The sequence below is a fragment of the Streptomyces sp. NBC_01478 genome, from assembly GCF_036227225.1.
In the GTDB taxonomy this organism is placed as follows: Bacteria; Actinomycetota; Actinomycetes; order Streptomycetales; family Streptomycetaceae; genus Streptomyces.
Genome location: NZ_CP109444.1, coordinates 9,474,295 through 9,491,249 on the forward strand (window position 1 = coordinate 9,474,295; position 16,955 = coordinate 9,491,249).

Sequence of the window (16,955 nt, forward strand, 5' to 3'; positions counted from 1 at the left end):
GAGTCAGTAGTCCTCGCCGGGCCAGTACAGGCGCATCGGGTTGGCGACGAGGAGCTTGTGGCGCCGGTCGTCGGTTACCGCCACCTGTGGGAGGTGGTCGACGAGGAGGCCGTCGTCCGGCATGTGGTCGGTGAGGTTGGGATGGGGCCAGTCGGTGCCCCACAGCACCTGGTCGGGGAACTCCTCCACGACGCGGCGGGCGAAGGGGACGACGTCGGTGTATGCGTGGCGTTCGCCGTTGAGGGCGGCCGGTCCGGTGACGCTGAGGCGCTCGGGGCAGGTCACCTTCACCCGGACGTCGTTGTCCTCGACGAAGCGCAGGAACCGGGTGAACTGCGGCCCGCCCACCGGCTGGGTCACGTCCGGGCGGCCCATGTGGTCCACCACCAGCGGCACGGGCAACGAACCGAAGAATCCCTCCAGTTCGGGCAGGTCGGCGCTCTCGAAGTAGAGGACGACGTGCCAGCCCAGAGGGGCGACCTTCTTGGCGATCGTCTGGAGGTCGTCCTCGGGCGAGGCGTCCACCAGACGCCGTACGAAGTTGAACCGGACCCCGCGCACGCCCGCCGCGTCGAGTGCGAGCAGTTCCCTCTCGTCGATGTCCGGCCGGACGGTCGCGATGCCGCGTGCCCGGCCGCCCGCGGCCCGGACGGCGTCGACCATGGCGCTGTTGTCCGCGCCGTGGCAGGTGGCCTGCACGATGACGTTGCGGCCGACGCCCAAGTGGTCGCGGAGCGCGAACAGTTCGTCCTTGCCGCCGTCGCAGGGCGTGTACTTGCGTTCCGGTGCGAAGGGGAACTCGGCCTGCGGACCGAAGACATGGCAGTGGGTGTCGACCGTTCCCGGCGGCAGCCGGAAGGCCGGTTCGGACGGATTCTCGTACCAGTCCAGCCAGTTGGGGGACTTGGGGGAGAGGATACTCATGTGCTTCACCGGCCCTGGCGCTTCAGCAGCGCGTCGAGGCGGGGGTACACGGCGCGGGCGTTGTGCTCCTGGACCGCCGCCAGGTCGTCCGCGGGCAGCTTGGCGGCCTCCGCGTAGCGGCGGGTGTCGTCGAAGTGGTGGCCGGTGCAGGGGTCGATGTCGCGGACGGCGCCGATCATCTCCGAGGCGAAGAGGATGTTGCGGGCCGGTATGACGTTGTAGAGGAGGTCGGAGCCGGGCTGGTGGTACACGCAGGTGTCGAAGTAGACGTTGCCCAGGACGTGTTCCTCCAGCGGGGGCTTCCCGAGCGCCATCGCGAGGCCCCTGAAGCGGCCCCAGTGGTAGGGGACCGCCCCGCCGCCGTGCGGGATGACGAACCGCAGGGTGGGAAAGTCGGCGAACAGGTCGCCCTGGACCACCTGCATGAACGCGGTGGTGTCGGCGTTGAGATAGTGCGCGCCGGTGGTGTGGAAGGCGGGGTTGACGCTCGTGCTGACGTGGATCATCGCCGGGACGTCGTACTCCGCCATCTTCTCGTAGAGCGGGTACCACGAGCGGTCGGTGAGCGGTGGCGCGGTCCAGTGGCCGCCCGAGGGGTCCGGGTTGAGGTTGACCGCGACGGCGCCGAACTCCTCGACGCAGCGCGTGAGTTCCGGGACGCAGGTGGCCGGATCGACGCCGGGCGACTGCGGGAGCATCGCGGCGGGTACGAAGCGCTCCGGGTACAACTGGCTCACCCGGAAGCAGAGTTCGTTGCAGATGGCCGCCCAGGCGGCGGAGGTCTCGAAGGCTCCGACGTGGTGCGCCATGAACGACGCGCGGGGCGAGAAGACCGTCATGTCGATGCCGCGCTCGTCCATCAGCCGCAACTGGTTCGGCTCGATGCTCTCGCGCAGCTCGTCGTCGCCGACGCGCAGGTCCGCGTGTGCGGGGGCGGCCGACGGATCGGTGAGGGAGGCGATCTGCCGCGTGCGCCACGCCTCCAGGGCCGGTGGGGCGGTCGTGTAGTGACCGTGACAGTCGATGATCATTACGGCGTCCTTCTCGGGCTGCTGGGTGCCGTGCAGCCTGGCCCCGCCCCGCACCGGCGGACGAGAGGGCGCAACGCAGAACTAACCTCCCCTTAACACTCCGGCGAGCACCCGGTCGGTGTGGTCTACATTCGGCTGCAGACCGTCGACGGAGCGGCCCGAAGGAGGTGTGCGGAGTGCAGATACTGCTGGCCGAGGACGACGACGGGGTCGCCGCGGCGCTCGTGGAGGTCCTCTACGACCACGGCCACGTCACCCGACGCGTCCGCTACGGCCGGGACGTCCTGACCTACCACCGCAGCTCCGACCTGCTCCTTCTCGACCTGGGCCTGCCCGACACCGACGGCCTGGACGTGCTGCGCGCCCTGCGCGCGGTCAGTGACATGTCGGTCGTGGTGCTCACCGCCCGCGGCGACGAACGTTCGGTCGTACGCGGACTGCGGCTCGGGGCCGACGACTATCTCGTCAAGCCGGTACGCCTCGCCGAGCTGCTCGCGCGGATCGACGCCGTCACCCGGCGGACCGCGGCGAAGGACGGTCCGACGGCGCGGACGGTCCGGGCCGGTGACGTCGAGGTGGATCTCGACGCGCGCCGGGTCCGGGTCGGCGGGGCCGAGGTCGAGCTGACCACCAAGGAGTTCGACATCCTCGCCGTGCTGGCCGGCCGGGCGGGCACCGCGGTCAGCCGTGAACAGCTCCTGGACGAGGTGTGGGGCGACGCCTACCACGCCGTGTCCCGGTCGCTCGACGTCCACCTCACGCAGGTGCGTGCCAAGCTCGCCCGCCCCGAGCTGCTCACCACGATCCGGGGCTTCGGCTACCGCTTCGGGGACCCCGGGAACTGAGGAGCCGACGCGTGCGCACCCGGGTCCAGGCCGCGCTGCTGCTGTTCGTCGTGATCGCGGTGGCCGCGTTCGCCGTACCGCTGCTGCTGTTCACCGCGTCCGACCGCACCCAGCAACTGGTCCTCGCCCGCAGCGCGGACCTCGACCGCTTCGCGTCCCTCATGGACCAGGCCGCGCAGACCGGCGACACCTCGGCCGTCACCGCCGAGGCCCGCCGCTACACCCAGTTGTACGGCGAACCGCTCGTCGTCACCGACACCCGCCGCAGACCGGTCGTCCAGACCGGCGGTATGCGGGCCGCCGACCCCGCCGTCGGCCGGCTCCTGGACGCGGCGCTGCGCAACCAGACCGCGCATCCCACCGGCGCGCTGCGTCCCTGGTCGAAGGGGTCCCGGATGTTCGCCGAGCCGGCGGGCACCGGGACCCGGGTCTCCGGCGCCGTCGTGCTCCGGGCCTCGGTCGGGACCGCGGCGGAGGACATCACCCGGCGCTGGGCCGCCGTCATCGCGGGGACTGCTCTGGTCGCCGTCGCCTGCACGGTCCTCGCCCGGGCCGCGACCCGGTGGGTGGTCAGCCCGCTGCGCCGCCTGGACCGCGCGGTCGGACAACTCGCCGCGGGGCTCCCGCCCGAACAGACCAGGGCCGGCGGCCCACCGGAACTGCGCCAGCTCGCGACCGGCTTCAACCGCATGGCGCGTACGGTCACGGCGGCCCTGGAACAGCAGCGCCGACTCGTCGCCGACACCTCCCACCAGATGCGCAACCCCATGGCCGCGCTCCGGTTGCGCGTCGACGCCCTGCACCGCCACCTGCCCGCGTCCGCCGACCGCACGTACACGGGCGTGACCACCGAACTCGACCGTCTGGAGACCCTGCTCGACGACATGCTGACCCTCGCCACCGCGGAACACCGGGCCGGGGAACTGGCCGTGACCGACGACTCCGACGCACACTGCGACGCCACGGCGGTCGCGACCGCCCAGTACCGGCTGTGGGAGCCGGTCGCCCACCGCGCCGGCACCCGCCTCACCCTGCACACCGCCGCGAACCCGGTCATGGCCGCCTGCACGGACCACGAGCTCGCCCAGATCACGGACATCCTCCTGGACAACGCCATCAAGTACGCGGGTCCGGACGCCGAGATCTCCCTGCGCTGCACCGTCGAAGGCCGGCTCGTCGCCGTCACGGTGACGGACGACGGACCCGGCCTGACCTCGGAGGAGATCACCCAGGCCACCACGAGATTCTGGCGCTCCGGCCGACAACGACAGGACGGGACGGCCGGTACGGGCCTGGGGCTGGCCATCGTCGAACAGTTGCTGGCGGGCCGGGGAGGCCGACTGGAACTGGGGCCCGCGCGACCGCGAGGACTGCGGGCCGCGACCCTCGTACCGTGCGCCTTGACCGACGCGGCCGACCGCGGCGACGGCGGCGGGACGACCGGCCCCGGCCAGGTCCGTCGCCCTTCGCGCGGGCGACCCCCTGCCGATCCCGGGGCGACCGCGGCCCGCCGTGATCCGCGCGGCGGTACCCGATGACCCGCCCTGTCGACCGCCGCACGCTTCTCCACGCCGCCCTCGGCGCGACGACCGCGGCCGTCCTCGGGGGCGCCCTCACGGGCGACGTCTCCAGGAAGCGGCCCGGACCGAGCGGCGTCCTGCGCTTCGCGACCGGAGAACCCACGGCCTTCTACGAGGCGTTCGGCCGCCTCTTCGCCGCCGAACTCACGGCGGCGTACCCCCGCCTGAGCTGCCGCGTCCGCACCACCCCGGGCAGCCTCACCAACATCGAACTGCTCCGCGACCGCCGTGCCGATCTCGCGCTCGTCCTCACCGACACCGCGCGGGCGGCCCAGCGCACCGCCCTCTTCCCGCGCCCCGTGCCCCTGCGCGCGATCGGCAGGCTGTACGAGACCTACCTCCAGTTCGTGGTCCGCGCCGACTCGCCCGTGCGTACGGTCGCCGACCTGGCCGGACACACCGTGTCGCTCGGCGCGGCCGGATCGGGCGCGGCCGTACTCGGCGAACAGATCCTGCACGCCGCGGGTCTGTCGCCGGGCACCGAGGTCGCCGTACGCCATCTCCCGCTGGCCGATGCGGCCGACGCCCTGCGGGCGGGCTCGGTCGACGCGTTGCTCGTGGCGGGCGGCGTACCGCTGCCGGTTCTGTCCGAGCTGGACGACCGGTTCGGTCTGCGGTTCCTGCCGCTGGCCGGCCTGCTGCCCCGGCTCGGCGGCCAGGGCGGCCAGGCGGGCTCGGGCCTGGAAGAGGTGTCCTTGCCGCAGGGCGCGTACCGGTCGGCGGGCGGGGTCGCCACCATCGGGGTGTCCAACCTGCTGGTGTGCCGTCCCGAACTGTCCCGCGGCGTGGCCGAGGCGCTCACCCGCCTGCTGGTCCAGCGCGCGACCGAACTCGTTCCCCCCAACGCCGTCGGCACCCAGTTCCTCGACGTCCGCAGCCTCATCGGCACCGGCGCCGTCCCTCTGCACCCAGGGGCGATCGCGGCCTACCGCGCGCTGCACGGCTGAGCCCCGGACGACGTTCCGGGCGTCCGGCCGGAACGTCGACGACGACCTTGCCGGTGTACCGCGGTACCAGTGACCAGCGCTCATTGTGACCTCCGGGTCCACGGGTCGCGCCGTGGCCGCTCCTAGCCTCGAAGCAGTGACCCGGCCGGATGCCGGGCCAGACACAGGCGGGGAGCGGCACCGTGATCGAAGTTCGTGGACTGACCAAGCGGTACGGGGACAGGACGGCGGTGGACGACCTGAGTTTCACCGCCCCGCCCGGACAGGTCACCGGGTTCCTGGGGCCCAACGGGGCGGGCAAGTCCACCACCATGCGCATGATCGTGGGCCTGGACGCGCCGACCGGCGGCACGGCCCTCGTCAACGGCAAGCGCTACGCCCAACACCGCGCCCCCTTGCAGGAGTTGGGGGTATTGCTGGAAGCGAAGGCCGTGCATCCGGGCCGCTCCGCGTTCAACCACCTCATGGCGCTGGCGTACACCCATGGTGTGCCGCGTCGACGGGTGGACGAGGTCATCGACCTCGCCGGTCTGCACGCCGTGGCGCACAAGCGGGTCGGGGCGTTCTCGCTGGGGATGGGGCAGCGGCTGGGCATCGCCGCCGCGCTCCTCGGTGACCCCGCGGTGGTGATGCTGGACGAGCCGGTCAACGGGCTCGACCCCGAAGGGGTGCGCTGGGTACGGGAGTTGCTGCGCGGCCTGGCCGCCGAGGGGCGCACCGTGATGCTGTCCTCACACCTGATGAGCGAGATGGCGCAGACCGCCGACCGTCTGGTGGTCGTGGGCCGGGGCCGGTTGCTGGCCGAGACGACCGTCGACGCGCTGGTGGAGCAGTCGGAGGACAAGGGGGTGCGGGTGGCCACCGGTGAGCCCGCGCGGCTGCGCTCGCTGCTGGCCGGCCCCGGCGTCTCCGTCACCTCGGCGGGCGCCGAGCGGCTTGTCGTCTCCGGTCTGGACACGCGGCGGATCGGGGAAGTGGCCGCCGAGCACCAGGTGCCGCTGTACGAACTGGTCACCGAGTCGGTGTCGTTGGAGGAGGCGTTCATGAAGCTGACCCAGGACGCGGTGGAGTACCACAGCAGCGATGTGCGGAGGGCCGCCTGATGACCGTGAGCACCCTCACCACCACCCCACCGGTGTACCGCGTGACCGGCCGGCGGGTGGTCCGCTCCGAATGGTCCAAGTTCTGGTCGCTGCGCTCCAGTTGGATCACGCTGGGGGTGGCCGTGCTGTTCCTGGTGGTCATCGGAGGAGTGGCCGCCGCCGTCTACAGTCCGAGCGGCCCGCTGGGCGGCAAGGACGCGGCGTCCGGAGCGGCACTGACCCTGGCGCTGGCCGGCACCAACCTGGCGGCACTGGCTGTCGGTGCGTTGGGTGTCCTGCTGTCGGCGGGGGAGTACAGCACAGGGATGGTCCGCTCGACGTTCGCCGCGGTGCCGGGCCGGCTGCCCGTGCTGTGGGCGAAGTGCGCGGTCTACGGTCCGATCGCGTTCGTCACGTCCACTGTCGGCGCCCTGGTGTCTTTCCTGCTGGGGAGCGCCGCCCTGCACGGCGAGAAGATCGCCCTGTCCCTGGGGGACGCCGGGGTCTTCCGGTGTCTGCTGGGCGCGGGACTGTATCTGGGCCTGGTGGGTGTGTACGGCGTGACGGTCGGCCTGCTGGTGCGCAACAACGCCGGAGGAATTGCGATCCTGGCCGGTGTGGTCCTCGTCCTGCCCGGCCTGACCGGGCTGCTGCCCAGCTCGCTGGGGGACACGGTCAGCCGGTATCTGCCCAGCAACGCCGGCCAGTCGGTGATGACCCTGCACGAGTCCAGCGACTCCCTGGTCAGCCCCGGAGCAGGGGTGACGGCGCTGCTGGTGTGGGCCGTACTGCTGCTGGCCGGTGCCGCCTACCGGCTGCGTCGCAGTGACGTCTGAGGTCGCGTCCGCGAGGATGGAGCCGATGAACGACAGGACGACGGCACGGTCGGCCCGGGCAGGGGCGACCGCGCCCTCGCCCGGGTCGGACGCCGTCTGGGCGCACCCCGTGATGCGGCTGCTGTTGCGGGTGCTGGGGCGGCTGCGGGCGGCCGATCGGCGGCGTCCGTGGCTCCTCGACACCACCGTGGTGGTCCTTGTGGCCGCCGCCGCGCCGCCGGACCTGCTCGTGCACAGCCCCGGTCACCCTGTGTCGCGCCCGGTGGGTGCCGGTCTGCCGGTCGGTGTGGTGCTGGCCGTCGCGGCCGTGCTCGTCGTCCCACTGTGGTGGCGGCGCCGTCATCCCGCCGCGGTCTTCGGTGCCTGCCTCGTGGTGTGCCCGGTGATGTGGTCGCTGGGTCTGGGGCCCGCGGCCGCCGCCGTGCTGCTGATCGCCCTGTTCGACCTCGCCCTGCACGCTTCGCCGCGAGCGATCTGCTGGGCGCTGCCGGTGACCGTGGCGGGGTGGGTGCTGCTCGTGGTCACCGTGATCCCGGCGGCCAGTCCGGTGGCGTTCCTGGTCCTGTCCGTCGGCACCGGCGTCGGGTCCGTGGCCCTGGGCCTGACCGTCCGGATCAGCCGGCTCTACCTGTCCGCGTTGCGGGACCGGGCGGCGCGGCTGGAGGTCGAGCGGGACCAGCGCGTCCGGCTGACGGCGGCGGCGGAGCGCTCGCGGATCGCGCGCGAGATGCACGACATCGTCGGCCACAACCTGTCGGTCATGGTCAACCTCGCCGACGGCGCCGCGGTGCTCACCACCCGGGACCCCGCCCGGACCGAGCAGGCCCTCCATCTCATCGGCGACACCGGGCGGCAGGCGATGGACGAACTCCGGCGCGTGCTGGGGGTGTTGCGCGAGTCTTCGGAGCCGGAGGACACCGCGCGGTCCCCGCAGCCGGGTGTCCGGGATCTGGAGACCCTGCTCGACCGGGTGCGGGCGGCCGGTCTGCCGGTGGCCTACCGCACCGTCGGCCCCGTCGACGCGTTGGGCCGCGGCGTGCAGCTCACGGTCTTCCGCGTGGTGCAGGAAGCCCTGACCAACACCCTCAAACACGTCGGCCCGGGTGCCACGGCCGACGTAACGGTCGTGGTCGAGGACCGCCGGCTCCGCGTGCGGGTCACCGACACCGGTTCGCTGTCGCGGGAACGGTCCACGGCTCACCGCGGGGACAGCGGACACGGCCTGGTCGGCATCCGCCAGCGGGCCGCGCTCTACGACGGCACCGCAACCATCGGACCACGCGACGACGGCCAGGGATGGATCGTGGACGTCCTGCTGGATCCGTCCGCCTCGGCCACCTCCGGAGAGCCCACGCCATGACCACCATCCTGATCGCCGACGACCAGCCGTTGCCCCGCATGGGTTTCCGGATGCTGCTCGACGGTTCCCCCGGCGTGAGCGTCGTCGGCGAGGCCGACAACGGGGCGCAGGCCGTCCGTATGGCGGCCGAACTGAGCCCCGACGTGGTCCTGATGGACGTACGGATGCCGGGTCTCGACGGCATCGAGGCGACCCGCCGGATCGTGGCGGCGGGCGGGCGCACCCGGGTGCTCATCCTGACCACCTTCGACCTCGACGAGTACGCCTACGCCGGTCTGCGCGCCGGGGCCAGCGGCTTCCTGCTCAAGGACGTCCGCCCGACGGAACTCCTCGCCGGGATCCAGGCGGTCGCGACCGGCGACGCCGTCGTGTCCCCCCGGCTCACCCGCCGTCTGCTCGACGCCCACGCCCATGACGTCCTCGCGCCCGATGCCGAGCCGCGCACGGACCCGCGGCTGGCGGCGCTCACCGAACGCGAGCACGAGGTGCTCGTGGCCATCGGTACCGGCTGGACGAACGCGGAGATCGCCGAACGTCTGGTCCTGACCGAGTCCACCGTGAAGAAGCACGTGGGCCGGGTGCTGGCCAAGGTCGGTGCCCGGGACCGTATCCAGGCGGTCATCCTCGCCTACGACGCGGGACTCGTCGCTCCCCGGCAGTGAGCACAGCGACTTTTAGTGTCGAAGACATGACAGTGTGCCGCCGAGGTGACTCGGCGGCACACTGCCGTGCGTCAGGCTTCTTGTCTCAGTCGGTCGGCGTCGAGGCGGTGTGCTTCTTGTACAGCTTCAGCGGTACCCGGCTGATGATCGAGTCGAGGGAGGAGTTGTTGCGCCCGTCGGCCCAGGTGACGTAGGCGTACCTGTCGGTCAGCGTGATGCCCGACCAGCGGTCACCAGGAGGGCCCATCTCCCCGACCGGCTCGGTCACGTGGTTGACCTGCACGGGGTCGCTGAACGAGCGTCCGTGGTCGAACGAGACGACCGAGAACGCGTCGCCCGTGGTGGTCCGCCACATGACACCCAGGTCGCCGTTGGCGCCGAAGTCGATCGCCGGGCGTTGGGCGTTCGGGGTGGCGATCGTCGTCGGGCCGTTCCAGGTCTTGCCGGCGTCCGGGGTGACGTAGACCTCCAGGGTGTGGGAGTCCCGGGGCACCATGACGGCGAAGCGGCCGCGGTGTGAGGTGTCGGCGGCGACCCACGGGACGGGGTCGGCGGCGGCACCCAGTCCCGGGGTCGGCACCAGAGAACCGGTGCCCGCCGCGACGGGGGCTCCCCGGCCGTCCTCGACGGTGGTGTTCGTCCACGTCTTGCCGTCGTTACGGCTGACGTGGAAGTTCACCGGCTTGCCCGCTTCCTGGGACGCGGACACGAGGATCCCGCCGTACACGGCGATCTCCCGCCCCGGATAGCCGCACACGAGCGGGATGTCCGGCGCCACCTCGATGCAGGGCATCGGCCCGGGGATCACCCGCGAGTCACTGCTGAAGGTCTTCCCGCCGTCGGCGCTGACGGAGACCGCGCTCGGGTACTCCCACGCCGCTCCGGCGACCGCGTAGACCTTGCCGGTCGCGGCGTCCACCCGCATCTTCGGGGCGCCGCCCAGGAGCAGCGGTGTGGACACCGGGTCGGTCCAGGTCCTGCCGCCGTCGGTCGACTTCGCGACCTGGTTGTGGTTCACCAGGTTCGCGTCCAGGCCGGAGCTGACCTGGTTGTTGTCCACGTACACGGTGCCCTTCGCGTCGAACTGCACGCTCGGCTCACCGCACTTGGGCGCGGCCGTGCCCAGCGGCCACGCCACCTGGGTCCAGGTGTCGCCCCTGTCGTTGGAGTAGGCCAGGAAACAACCGCCGTCGACCGGCTCCAGGCCCGGCGACGGCGGGAAGATCGTCGAGACGAAGACGAGGTTCTTAGGATTCCTCGGGTTGACGGCGACCGTGGGCTGGCCCTCTTTGGTGGCCGGCATGTCGGTGACGTCGACTTCGTGAATGGCCGCGTTGCCTGCGCCAATCGGCGAGGCCACGGCGGCGGGTGTTCCATATACCAGGAACAGTGCGGAGAATGCCGCCGCGCTTAACGTCGCGGATGAACTTCTGAACAGCACCATGTGATCCTCGATTTCCACGTCCGGTAGAACAGAATTCGTTTGTTCTCTGCGACAGGGGGCCGAATTACCAAAGGGCGAAATCGACTGCGCCAGGCGGTAGACCGGCTTCTCTTCGCTTCGTTGTGATCCGGCCCGCTCAGGCTAGAGAGAATCGCTGTCGTGTCCGTGGGACCACGGGAGACAAATGACCCGACGGCGTGGTACCGCAGTACCATTCCGTCGAATGAATCAGTGGATTCCGTGGGAACCCTGGCTGCTGCGGCGAAACGCCTCTGGGGTGGAGGACATGCCCGTTGCCTCAGTGACTGCCGCCGCTCGCCTGGGAGTTGTTCCGGAACGCCAGCACGGCCAGCACTCTGCGGTGTCCGCTGTCGCTCGGTGGCAGCCGCAGTTTGAGGAAGATGTTGCCGATGTGTTTGCTGACCGAACGTGCCGCGATGACAAGGGTCTTGGCGATCGTCACGTTGTCGTAGCCCTCGGCCATGAGCGCCAGCACCTCGCGTTCACGCGGCGTCAGCAGGTCCAGCGGCGAGTCCCGTCGGCGGGTCAGCAGTTCGCCCACCACTTCGGGGTCGAGGGCGGTGCCGCCGGCCGCGACCCGCTCCAGTGCGTCGAGGAACTCGTCCACCCTGCCCACCCGGTCCTTGACCAGGTAACCGACCCCTCTCGCGCCGTCGGCCAGCAGCTTTGCCGCGTACGACTCCTCGACGTACTGCGAGAGCACCAGCACCGGCAGTCCGGGGATCCGCTGCCGTGCTTCGAGCGCCGCATGCAGCCCCTCGTCGCGGAATTCCGGCGGCATCCGCAGGTCGAGCACTGCCGCGTCCGGGCGGTGTTCCAGGAGCGCGGGGAGAATCTCCGGGCCGGTAGCGACTACGCCCACGACTTCGTGCCCGGCCGAGTTGAGCAGCAGGACGATCCCCTGCCGGAGCAGGGCGTTGCCCTCGGCGATCACTACTCTCACAGCGGCGGCTCCCCGGTTCTGGTCACCACGGGCACGGGAGCTCCACCCTGATCGGGCGCGTCCGCGCCTCCCTGCCCTTCGTCCCGGACGACGACTCCCAACCCGGTGCCGAAGCAGTCGAGTTGGGCCGAAGGGCGCCGGGTTCCGCGGTGACCGGGGATCGGCGGACGGATGCCGCGCACGACGTGCCGCGGTGCCGACAGCACTTCCCGGGCCTGCTCGTGCAGGACGGTCCTGGTCACGATCCCATCCCCTTCGGCGTTGTCGGTCGGCGGCATCCACGGTCGGTGAGGCGTCAGACGTTCGCCTCGGCGACCTCCGCGGTGTCCGCCGGGCCATCGGTGGCCGGCCCTTCTTGAGAGGTGATGCGCCGGCGTGGGATGAAGGAGGCGATGACGAAGGCGAGGACGGCCGAGCCCGCGCCGATGGCCATCACCACCTTGAAGCCGTTCTCGGCGGGCAGTGGGTTGCCGCCGAAGTCGGTGGTCATCCGGGCGAGGACGACGCCGGCGACGGCGCCGGCGAAAGAGGTGCCGATGGACCGCATCAGGGTGTTGAGGCTGTTGGCGGCGGCCGTCTCGGAGGCGGGTACGGCGTCCATGATGAGGGCGGGCATGGCGCCGTAGGCGAAGCCGATGCCGGCTCCGATGGTGCAGGCGATCAGCGTGATGTGCCAGACCTCGGACATCAGCACGAGGCTCAGGCCGTAGCCGGCGGCGACGACGACGGCACCGCACATCAGGGTGATCTTCGGGCCCTTGGCCCTGGTGACGCGTGCCGACACGGCGGACATCGTCATCATCACCAGGCCCTGCGGTGCCAGTACCAGGCCCACGGCCAGCATGGACCTGCCGAGGCCGTAGCCGGTCGCCTCGGGCAGTTGGAGCACCTGCGGCAGTACCAGGGACATCGCGAACATCGAGAAGCCGATCGCCACCGAGGCGAGGTTGGTGACCAGTACCTGGCGGCGGGCGGTGGTCCGCAGGTCCACCAGTGGCCGGCCGGTGCGCAGTTCGTAGTAGCCCCACACCGGCAGGACGACGAACGTGGTGGCGAACAGGCCGAGTGTGGAGGTGCTCGTCCAGCCCCAGTCGCTGCCCTTGGAGACGGCCAGCAGCAGGCAGACCAGGCCGACCGCCATGCCGAAGGCGCCGATCAGGTCGAAGCGGCCGCCGGTGCGGACCTCCGACTCGGGTACGAGGACCAGGACGAGTGCGAGGGCGACGGCGCCGAGGGCGGCCGAGGTCCAGAACAGTACGTGCCAGTCGAAGTTGTCGGCGATGAAGGCGGAGGAGGGCAGGCCGAGGGCGCCGCCGACGCCGAGGGAGGCGCTCATCAGCGCGGTGGCGCCGGCCAGCTTCTCGGCGGGCAGCACGTCGCGCATGACGCTGATGCCGAGCGGGATGACACCGGCGGCCAGACCCTGCAGAGCTCGTCCGGCGATCATCGGGATCACGGAGTCGCTCAGCGCGCAGACGACCGAGCCGGCCATCAGAAGGACGATGCTGACCAGCAGCATGCGGCGCTTGCCGTACATGTCGCCGAGGCGGCCGATCACCGGCGTGGCGACGGCGGCGGCGAGCAGGGTGGCGGTGACCGCCCAGGCGGTGTTCGACGCCGAGGCGTCGAGGAGCCGGGGCAGCTCGGGGACGATCGGGATGACGAGCGTCTGCATCAGCGAGACGACGATTCCGGCGAAGGCCAGCACCGCCACCACTGTGTTCGGCCTCACCGGGGCGGAGCGCCCGACGGCTGAGGGCCGGGCAGGGGTGTCGGACATGGAACGGCCTCCATGGAAAGGAACAAGGGGAAGAGAGCAGAGGGAGACGCAACTGCCGGAACCCGGCACGTCTTCCGCCGTCCTGGGCTACGCGTCGAAGACGACGACGACCTTCTCCGCGGCGCCCGGCGTCAGCGTGAGCTCGAAGGCGCGGTCGGCTTCGGCGAACGGGACGCGGTGACTGATCAGTTTCTCGAACCGCTCGTGGTGCTCCACGATCTCCGGGGTCACCTCGAAGATCTCCGTGGGGTAGCCCTGCGAGGCGACGAGGGTCAGTTCGCTGCGGAGCATGCCGCCCAGATCGATGTCCGAGCCCTTCTTCTGTACGGCGACCATGACCAGCTTGGCGCCCCACTTCGCGGCGTCGACGACGGCCTGGAAGACGGCGGGGGCGCCGGCGGCGTCGATGTAGACGTCGGTGCCCGCGCGGGGCTGGCCGAGCGCGTTGGTGGCCTGTCCGTGCAGTTCCGTCAGGCGCGCGGTGACGTCCTCCGCCGCGGAGTCGATCACGGCGTCCGCGCCCACGGAGAGCGCGGTGTCGAGCCGGGAGGGGATGACGTCGGCGACGACGACGTGCTCGACCCCGCGCAGCTTCAGCCAGATCGCCGCGCCCAGACCGATCGGCCCGGCACCGAAGACGACCACCTTGTCCCCGGGGCCCGCCTGGGAGCGGTTGACGGCGTGCCGGGCCACCGCCATCGGCTCGTTGAGGGCGGCGACGTCGAAGGGCACGGTGTCGGGGAAGACGGCGAGGCTCCTGCCGACGACGGCGTTCTCGACGAGGAGGTACTCGCTCATCCCGCCGAACTTCCCGCCGCAGCCGATGAGCCCCGTCGGAGCGTCCTGCGGATTGACGACCACACGATCGCCCACCTTCAGGTCGGCGACCTCGGTACCCACGTCGACGATCTCGCCGGCCGGCTCGTGGCCCAACGGCACGGGAACGAGATCCCCGCCCAGATGTGCCCTGGCCGGCATGCCGCCCATGTGGAGAAAGGTGACGTCGGTGCCGCAGATGCCGCAGGCGCGGATCTTCAGCAGCACGTCCTTCGGGCCGGGCACCGGACGCTCGACGTCGACTGTCTCGATCTTGCCGACGCCACCGGTCCGTACGGACTTCATCGTGGCCATGAGGAGCTCTCTTTCAGAACCTTGCTGAGTACAGGAGGGGGTGGACGGTTCGTCAGGCGGCGGACCAGCCCTCGTCGACGGGCAGGACGGTGCCGTTGATGTGGGCGGCGGCGTCGGAGGCGAGGAACACGATGGCGTTGGCCTGCTCCTCGACGGTGGCGACGCGTCCGGTACCGCCGAAACGGGGAGAGAAGACGTTGTGGCCGTGAGCCTTGGCCAGAGCGGCGATCGGGAGGTCGGTCCCGTTGCTCCCCGGGGCAATGGCGTTGGTGCGGATGCCGACGCCGACGTAGGTCACGGCGAGTGACCTGACCAGGCCGATGACGCCGTGCTTGGAGGCGGTGCAGGCGGCTCCGGCGATGCTGCCGCGCAGTCCGGCCTCGGCAGCGGTGAAGACGATCGAGCCGCGCTCCTCGGCCATCATGTGCGGCAGTACGGCGCGGGTCAGCAGGAACGGTGCCGTCAAGTTCACCTCGATGACGCGGTACCACTCGGCGTCGCCGGTCTCGCTGACGACCGACATCCGGTCCATGATCGCGGCGTTGTGCACGAGGACGTGCACGCCGCCGAAGGCATCGACGGCGGTGTCGACGACCTGGTCCACGATCAGTTGGTCGCTGAGGTCGCCGACCACGGCGAGGGCGGTTCCTCCCACCTCCGCGACCGCCTTGACGGTCTCTTCGGCCCCCGCCCGTCTCAGGTCCGCGACCAGCACGTACGCGCCCTCGCGCGCGAACCGCACGGCCGCGGCACGGCCGGTGCCGGACCCGGCACCGGTGACGATCACGCTGCGCCCTTCAAGACCTGTGCTCATGGCGGGTGCTCCTTCTTGCCCAGGTGGGTGTGGGCTGTTCCGGGTACGGGAGAGGTGGCCGGTTCCGTCAGGTCGCGGCGTCGTCGGGGATCTCGGACCCGGCGGCGGACGGGGTGTCCGTCCGCCGCCGGGTCCGGGGAGAGCGCCGGTCTCCGTCCCCACGGGGCCGGCGCTCCGGGGACGCCTCCGCTCACAGCGCCCCGGTCTGCTGGTCGGCGCGGGAACTGCCCGGCGGGCTGCCGGCCGGACGCCGGGTCAGCCGAGCCTGATCTGGTCCGTGCCGTGGCCGATGTGCGCGACGACGAGTCCGGCGGCCGACACTTCGGCGTACTCGGCGGTGTGGTGCCGGAAGCTCTGTCCGGCGTTCGCGCCCCGCCTGACCTCGACCGTCCACCGGAGCTCGTGGAAGAAGAACCAGTCGTCGAAGTGGCGGTTGACGACGTCGATCGAGCGGACGGAGTACTCCTCGTAGAAGGCTTCGAGGTGGGCCCTCAGGTCGTCCCTGGTGTGCATCTCGGGCAGGGTCCCGGAATGCGACACGTAGTCGCGGACGCCCCCCTGGATCTCGGGGTGGGCCTTCTCGACGATCGTGTCGACATCGCCCTTGCGATACGCGTCGAGGAGGGTCTCGTGCAGGCCGGCCACCGCGTACCGGCCGGCCAGCACCCCGTCGGCAGGGTCTCCCGGCATGCTGTCCTGCTGGGTCCTGCCCCAGAACAGCTCCCCGGTGATGCCCTCGGAGCCCATCGTCGGGAACAGCACGACGACCGGCCGCTCGCTCTCCTCACCGGTCGCCTTGAGGCGCCCTCGCCCACGGCCGCTGACGAAGGTGTACCAAGAGGTGTTGATCTCCGCCACGGGGCGGATCGCCACCACGGCGGCGAACCGGTGCATGCCACGGTAGGACGCGGCGATCTCGTCGAACGTCGTGACGATGCGCTGGGTCGGAAGCTCCTTGCCCTCCTCCACCGACGGGCTGACGGTGTACGCGTAGGGGCCGCTCGGTGCCAGCGTCGCCAGGATGTCGTCGATGATGTCGACGTACTCGGCCCTGACGTGCCTCCAGGCGGTCTCCGAGGACTGCACCTGCAGATCCGACGTCGCGAGCAGGTCCTCGACCTTGGCCCTGTCTTTCATGGTCTTCCTTTCTGGGGGCGGGAAGCCCGAAGGTGTGAGAGTGGGGGAACCTTCTGCCGGAGAGCCGCACGTCGTCGGAACGGGGCAGAGCTCCGCTCCGGCGGGCAACTCCCCGTCGGGGTAAAGAAGTTGATCGCCCGGTCCGATCCGGTCCGCGGGCTCGTCCGGGCTCGTCCGGGCGCGGTCGGCCGACAGGCATGGGGACTCAGGGGACCGGGCGGTCATCGGGTCGATGACACCGATGGCCTTGCCGTCGGCTTCGCCCGGTCGCCGGTCTTCACCGTCGGATCCCGGGCGGGAGCGGAGGGGCAGTCGTCGTCAGGGGCGAACTGCTGCGCGGGCCGTCCTGCTTCACGGGCGCCCGCTTCGGCGTCGCGCCGTGCGGTGCTGTGCGTGTGGGGGGGCGTACCTCCGTGCT

General features: G+C 71.1%; 16 protein-coding genes. 7 read left to right on the forward strand and 9 right to left on the reverse strand.

Going from position 1 to position 16,955, the window contains the following annotated elements; genetic code table 11:
* Window positions 1–3 precede the first annotated feature (3 nt).
* On the reverse strand, window positions 4–924 hold the full coding sequence (locus OG223_RS42425) for an amidohydrolase family protein (RefSeq protein ID WP_329260971.1): 921 nt from the start codon (window positions 922–924) through the stop codon (window positions 4–6).
* Between the two features lie 5 nt (window positions 925–929).
* Entirely contained in the window at window positions 930–1,955 is a 1,026-nt protein-coding gene (locus OG223_RS42430; RefSeq protein ID WP_329260973.1) for an amidohydrolase family protein, read from the reverse strand.
* A gap of 176 nt (window positions 1,956–2,131) precedes the next feature.
* On the opposite strand from OG223_RS42430, the gene OG223_RS42435 reads away from it, so the two are divergent.
* The 7 genes from OG223_RS42435 (at window position 2,132) to OG223_RS42465 (ending at window position 9,267) form a co-directional block, all read left to right on the forward strand.
* Complete coding sequence (locus tag OG223_RS42435; RefSeq protein ID WP_329260976.1) at window positions 2,132–2,800, forward strand: response regulator transcription factor; 669 nt, start codon at window positions 2,132–2,134, stop codon at window positions 2,798–2,800.
* Between the two features lie 11 nt (window positions 2,801–2,811).
* A complete protein-coding gene (locus tag OG223_RS42440; protein ID WP_329260979.1) occupies window positions 2,812–4,338 on the forward strand; it encodes a sensor histidine kinase in 1,527 nt (508 codons plus the stop codon).
* Window positions 4,335–5,327: a TAXI family TRAP transporter solute-binding subunit gene (locus OG223_RS42445; protein WP_329260982.1), complete on the forward strand. Its 993-nt coding sequence runs from the start codon at window positions 4,335–4,337 to the stop codon at window positions 5,325–5,327. Before OG223_RS42440 ends, OG223_RS42445 begins: the two co-directional genes overlap by 4 nt.
* Window positions 5,328–5,509: 182 nt before the next feature.
* The gene (locus OG223_RS42450) at window positions 5,510–6,430 is read left to right on the forward strand and encodes an ABC transporter ATP-binding protein (protein WP_329260985.1); all 921 of its coding nucleotides are present in this window, start codon (window positions 5,510–5,512) and stop codon (window positions 6,428–6,430) included.
* Complete coding sequence (locus OG223_RS42455; protein WP_329260987.1) at window positions 6,430–7,245, forward strand: ABC transporter permease; 816 nt, start codon at window positions 6,430–6,432, stop codon at window positions 7,243–7,245. Before OG223_RS42450 ends, OG223_RS42455 begins: the two co-directional genes overlap by 1 nt.
* Before the next feature lie 25 nt (window positions 7,246–7,270).
* Entirely contained in the window at window positions 7,271–8,605 is a 1,335-nt protein-coding gene (locus OG223_RS42460; RefSeq protein ID WP_329260989.1) for a sensor histidine kinase, read from the forward strand.
* Window positions 8,602–9,267: a response regulator transcription factor gene (locus OG223_RS42465; protein WP_329260992.1), complete on the forward strand. Its 666-nt coding sequence runs from the start codon at window positions 8,602–8,604 to the stop codon at window positions 9,265–9,267. The genes OG223_RS42460 and OG223_RS42465 overlap by 4 nt, the downstream gene beginning before the upstream one ends.
* An 85-nt stretch (window positions 9,268–9,352) precedes the next feature.
* On the opposite strand, the gene OG223_RS42470 is transcribed toward OG223_RS42465, so the two are convergent.
* The 7 genes from OG223_RS42470 to OG223_RS42500 form a co-directional block, all read right to left on the reverse strand.
* Complete coding sequence (locus tag OG223_RS42470; protein ID WP_329260995.1) at window positions 9,353–10,627, reverse strand: sialidase family protein; 1,275 nt, start codon at window positions 10,625–10,627, stop codon at window positions 9,353–9,355.
* Between the two features lie 382 nt (window positions 10,628–11,009).
* Window positions 11,010–11,675: a response regulator transcription factor gene (locus OG223_RS42475; protein ID WP_329260998.1), complete on the reverse strand. Its 666-nt coding sequence runs from the start codon at window positions 11,673–11,675 to the stop codon at window positions 11,010–11,012.
* The gene (locus OG223_RS42480) at window positions 11,672–11,917 is read right to left on the reverse strand and encodes a hypothetical protein (RefSeq protein ID WP_329261001.1); all 246 of its coding nucleotides are present in this window, start codon (window positions 11,915–11,917) and stop codon (window positions 11,672–11,674) included. Before OG223_RS42480 ends, OG223_RS42475 begins: the two co-directional genes overlap by 4 nt.
* Before the next feature lie 53 nt (window positions 11,918–11,970).
* Window positions 11,971–13,455: an MFS transporter gene (locus OG223_RS42485; protein WP_329261004.1), complete on the reverse strand. Its 1,485-nt coding sequence runs from the start codon at window positions 13,453–13,455 to the stop codon at window positions 11,971–11,973.
* Window positions 13,456–13,542: 87 nt separating this feature from the next.
* On the reverse strand, window positions 13,543–14,586 hold the full coding sequence (locus OG223_RS42490; RefSeq protein ID WP_329261007.1) for a zinc-dependent alcohol dehydrogenase: 1,044 nt from the start codon (window positions 14,584–14,586) through the stop codon (window positions 13,543–13,545).
* Between the two features lie 52 nt (window positions 14,587–14,638).
* The gene (locus tag OG223_RS42495) at window positions 14,639–15,400 is read right to left on the reverse strand and encodes an SDR family NAD(P)-dependent oxidoreductase (RefSeq protein ID WP_329261010.1); all 762 of its coding nucleotides are present in this window, start codon (window positions 15,398–15,400) and stop codon (window positions 14,639–14,641) included.
* A 255-nt stretch (window positions 15,401–15,655) separates the two neighbouring features.
* The gene (locus tag OG223_RS42500) at window positions 15,656–16,537 is read right to left on the reverse strand and encodes a hypothetical protein (RefSeq protein WP_329261013.1); all 882 of its coding nucleotides are present in this window, start codon (window positions 16,535–16,537) and stop codon (window positions 15,656–15,658) included.
* Window positions 16,538–16,955 lie beyond the last annotated feature (418 nt).

Coding starts and splice junctions, on each gene's coding strand:
- OG223_RS42485 (WP_329261004.1), bottom strand. CDS start 13,455: ATGTCCGACACCCCTGCCCGGCCCTCAGCCGTCGGGCGCTCCGCCCCG.
- OG223_RS42445 (WP_329260982.1), top strand. CDS start 4,335: ATGACCCGCCCTGTCGACCGCCGCACGCTTCTCCACGCCGCCCTCGGC.
- OG223_RS42500 (WP_329261013.1), bottom strand. CDS start 16,537: ATGAAAGACAGGGCCAAGGTCGAGGACCTGCTCGCGACGTCGGATCTG.
- OG223_RS42460 (WP_329260989.1), top strand. CDS start 7,271: ATGAACGACAGGACGACGGCACGGTCGGCCCGGGCAGGGGCGACCGCG.
- OG223_RS42425 (WP_329260971.1), bottom strand. CDS start 924: ATGAGTATCCTCTCCCCCAAGTCCCCCAACTGGCTGGACTGGTACGAG.
- OG223_RS42495 (WP_329261010.1), bottom strand. CDS start 15,400: ATGAGCACAGGTCTTGAAGGGCGCAGCGTGATCGTCACCGGTGCCGGG.
- OG223_RS42490 (WP_329261007.1), bottom strand. CDS start 14,586: ATGGCCACGATGAAGTCCGTACGGACCGGTGGCGTCGGCAAGATCGAG.
- OG223_RS42455 (WP_329260987.1), top strand. CDS start 6,430: ATGACCGTGAGCACCCTCACCACCACCCCACCGGTGTACCGCGTGACC.
- OG223_RS42430 (WP_329260973.1), bottom strand. CDS start 1,955: ATGATCATCGACTGTCACGGTCACTACACGACCGCCCCACCGGCCCTG.
- OG223_RS42465 (WP_329260992.1), top strand. CDS start 8,602: ATGACCACCATCCTGATCGCCGACGACCAGCCGTTGCCCCGCATGGGT.